General features: G+C 59.1%; 3 protein-coding genes and 1 pseudogene. 2 read left to right on the forward strand and 2 right to left on the reverse strand.

Features of this window, described 5'->3' with window-relative positions; all coding sequences use genetic code 11:
- Positions 1-138: 138 nt before the first annotated feature.
- Both NW815_RS06895 and NW815_RS06900 read right to left on the reverse strand, forming a co-directional pair.
- Entirely contained in the window at positions 139-756 is a 618-nt protein-coding gene (locus NW815_RS06895) for a hypothetical protein (RefSeq protein WP_414415839.1), read from the reverse strand.
- A gap of 305 nt (positions 757-1,061) precedes the next feature.
- Positions 1,062-1,610, reverse strand: coding sequence for an NUDIX hydrolase (locus NW815_RS06900; RefSeq protein WP_414388268.1), 549 nt, complete (start codon positions 1,608-1,610; stop codon positions 1,062-1,064).
- A gap of 140 nt (positions 1,611-1,750) precedes the next feature.
- Between NW815_RS06900 and trpE the strand changes: the two genes are divergently transcribed.
- Positions 1,751-3,271 (forward strand): anthranilate synthase component I, encoded by a 1,521-nt coding sequence (gene trpE / locus NW815_RS06905; RefSeq protein WP_414388266.1) that lies wholly within the window; start codon positions 1,751-1,753, stop codon positions 3,269-3,271.
- A gap of 3 nt (positions 3,272-3,274) precedes the next feature.
- A pseudogene (locus NW815_RS06910) lies at positions 3,275-3,775 on the forward strand (phytanoyl-CoA dioxygenase); the annotation flags it as partial.

The raw sequence follows: 3,775 nt of genomic DNA on the forward strand, positions 1-3,775 counted from the left end.
AGGAGAGTTCAGCGTGAATGTATCAGCTTGCTGGCAAGGGCAGCGATAGCCGAGACGGACATCCGCTCCACGCGAGACCTCGCTGACAAAGATGGATATTGACAGGCAGATTCACAACAGTCACAACAGATGATGGACTTATAGATCTCGACGGACAAAGCCATCTCCCTCCCATTGGTAGAGGGTAGCCCTCGAATCACGGCTGGCACCTGGCGGGCTTGAGATGACCAGGATCCCTTGCGGGCTGACCCGCAGGCTGGCATTGCTCAGATCCGTCACGCTCAGCAGTGGCACAAGTCCCTCAGGCCGGTGTTCCAAGACCAAGACAGAGCGCAGCAGGCTGATGCCCCCTCGCTCGGTGAGGAGCACCAACTTGGGCTGTGGGCTGGAGGTGATGTCCGTGCGCAGGTGAGCCTCCACCAACCGTCCTGGGATCGGCTCAGCCGTGTGGAGCAGACGAAAGCTATACCCCCCCTGGTGCTCGAAGCTGAGAACGCGCACCACCGGCTCTACGGTGGGCTGCCGCTGAATCTGAAACACAGCCACCACATCCTGGCGAGATGGAGAGGTTAGGCTGGCCGGGAACAGGCGCAGGTTTTCACCGCGATTGCCGCGAATAAAATCCCACCAAATGGATTGATTGAATAAAGCCACAACCCCACCTCGAGCAGCGCCGCCCTCAGAAGGAACTGGCAGCAGCGGAAGCACAGGCTGGGGATAGGCAGGAACAGCAGCAACCGGTAGAGTGGCAGCCAAGGCCGCTCCCCAGGCTATTCGACCACAGGAACACAACAGCTTCCGCATATTTCCTCACTCCTCGCCCCTAAAATTCTAAAGGACTCCAAGGTTCTCCCAGTCAACCAAACAGCCGGGATACAGGGATCCCTTTTATGTCGAACGCAACCTCGATCTCACCTTGATCTCGCCTGGCAATGGGCTACCAAGTTAGGGTGAAAAGCCTGGAGCTTCCTCTGTAGCCAACAAAGTCGGCTTGGAACGACGCCCCGCCAATTTGAAAGGGATCCCCCAGGAGCAAGGGGCAGCCCCCCCGACGGAGGGCTCTATTTTTCGGCAGCCAAAAACAGTTGAGCTCGCCAAAAGCAGGCAATGGACTTGCTGTCCAAATCCATTCCCAAACGGGACATTTCTGTAAGCTCAGAAGCAGAAAACTCCACTACGGTAATATCTTCATCCTCATCCTTATCGGGAGGGGAATCCAGCACTTCCAGCTCCCGCGCCAGATAGGCGTACATGATCTCGCTGGAATAGCCGGGGCATAGATAGAATTGGCCGAGCGAATCCCAGCGATGGGCACGCAGGCCCGTTTCTTCTTCCAGCTCGCGGCGAATGGTGTCATCGGGATGCTCCCCTGGCTCGACTGTGCCTGCCGGAAATTCATAAAGGTAGGAGGCAACCGCAAAGCGATATTGACGAATGCAGACGAACTTGCCTGCTGCAGTGACGGGCACGGCCACCACCCCGCCAGGATGGATGAGGTACTCCCGCTCTCCCTCTTTGCCGTTGGGAAAACGCAAACGCTGGCTGACGAAGGTGTATTTGTGGCCTTGATAGCGCAGGCGCTCGCGAATCACCTGAGATGGGTTTTGCATGGCAAGGGATCCCGAGAGTAGAGCCGCTCTCAGCTTAATGGTTTTCGGCGCTGTTGCAACCGGGCAATCCAGAGGGATCCACACGCCCTTGGGATCCCGTGTCTGGGGTAGAGTCAGGAAAAGCACAAAAGTTGCAGGCCATGATTTACCCTCCCTTGAAGGAGTTTCTTGCCCTCACCAAGCAGGGCAACTTTATCCCGGTGTACCAGGAATGGGTGGCGGATTTGGAAACGCCGGTTTCTGCCTGGTATCGGGTCTGTGCCGGCCAGCCCTACAACTTTCTCCTGGAGTCGGTGGAGGGGGGGGAACAGGTGGCCCGCTACAGCTTCTTGGGCTGCGATCCCCTGTGGGTTTTGGAAATACGCGGGGATCAGGCGCTACAGCGATACCGCGATGGCCGACAGGAGCACCACCAAGGGGATCCCTTTGCCATCTTGGCCCGCTGCTTGCAGCCCTATGAGCCGGTGCATTTGCCGGAATTGCCCAGCAGCATCGGCGGCCTGTTTGGCTACTGGGGCTACGAGCTGATTCGCTGGATTGAGCCCAAGGTGCCCATCCACCCCCTGCAGCCGGGGGATCCCCCTGATGCCGTTTTGATGCAGGTGGACAGCATTTTGCTCTTTGACCAGGTGAAGCGCAAGATCTGGGTGGTGGCCTTCGCCGATACCCGTCACCACGCTGCCGAGGAAGCCTATGCCCAAGCCTGCCGGCGGGTGGAAAAGCTGATGCAGCAGCTCAGCGCTCCTCTTTCCCTGGCCCATCTGCACCTCAACTGGAAGCCCCACCTGTCGGAAAGGACTCCGTCCCGCTGGCGCGAACAAATCCCCCCCAGCACCCTGAGCCGCCCAGCCTACTGCCAAGCCGTGGAACAGGCTAAGGACTACATCCGCGCCGGAGATATCTTCCAGGTGGTGCTCTCGCAGCGGTTTACCGTCTCCCTTGCCGGGGATCCCTTTCGCCTCTACCGCTCGTTGCGGCTGATTAACCCTTCCCCTTACATGGCGTTTTTGCAGTTTGGGGATCTCTGCCTCATCGGCTCCAGCCCAGAGGTGATGGTCAAACTCAGCCGCGTGGGGGAAGACCGCATCGCCACTGTGCGCCCCATTGCCGGCACCCGCCCCCGCGGCACCACCCCTCAGGAAGACCGGCAGCTGGAGCAAGAGCTGTTGGCAGATCCGAAAGAACGGGCCGAACATGTGATGTTGGTGGATCTGGCCCGCAACGACCTGGGACGGGTCTGCCAACTGGGATCTGTGCAGGTGGACGACCTGATGCAGATCGAGCGCTACAGCCATGTGATGCACATCGTCAGCAACGTGGTGGGGCGGCTGGATCCCCAGTACAGCGCCTGGGATCTGCTGCGGGCCACCTTCCCTGCCGGCACTGTTACCGGCGCCCCCAAAATCCGCGCCATGCAGATTATTCATGAGCTGGAAGGATGCCGCCGCGGGCCCTATGCCGGCGCCTATGGCTACTACGACTTTTCTGGCCAACTGAACACCGCCATCACCATCCGCACTCTGCTGGTTCATCAGGGCCAGGTGAGCTTGCAGGCCGGGGCAGGTATTGTAGCCGACTCGGATCCGGAGCGGGAATATCAAGAATGTCTGAACAAAGCGCGGGGCATGTTAATGGCTGTGGCCAGTTTGCAGGAGACCTAGCCGATGTTGGCCCAGTTGCGCTTCAGCCCTGCGGTTCGCGTCAGCGGGACGGAGTCCTTACAGGAGCTCCAGCAGCCGGATCCAGAGACCGTAGAGCAGGCTTTTGAACTGTTTTCCACAGAGGGCTATCTGGTGTTGCCGGAGATCTTTCCCCCCGAGCTCATCGACAAGTTGCACAGCAGCTTTCTGGCCACCTACAGCCACTACTGCACCCACGAAAACCACGCCGATGCCCTGTTAGTGGGCAATAGACGGGTGATGGTAACGGTTCGCCTGGAGGGCCCCTTCAACGATCCCCTCATCTATGCCCATCCTCTGATCTTGCCCATCCTGAAGCGGATTTTGGGGCCGGAGTTGATCTTGAGCGGGCTGGGGGCGGTGGTCTCTCTGCCGGGATCCGCCGATCAACAAGTTCACCGGGATCTGTCTCATCTGTTTGGCGACGAGGCCTTGGATGCGATCATTCCTTGCTATGCCGTAAACTACCCGACTCCGACCGCTAAG

Origin of the sequence: Synechococcus sp. R6-7, assembly GCF_047461695.1 — a bacterium.
GTDB lineage: Bacteria > Cyanobacteriota > Cyanobacteriia > Thermostichales > Thermostichaceae > Thermostichus.

Excerpts from the sequence above, each read along its gene's own strand:
- trpE (WP_414388266.1), top strand. The coding sequence starts at position 1,751 with ATGATTTACCCTCCCTTGAAGGAGTTTCTTGCCCTCACCAAGCAGGGC.
- NW815_RS06900 (WP_414388268.1), bottom strand. The coding sequence starts at position 1,610 with ATGCAAAACCCATCTCAGGTGATTCGCGAGCGCCTGCGCTATCAAGGC.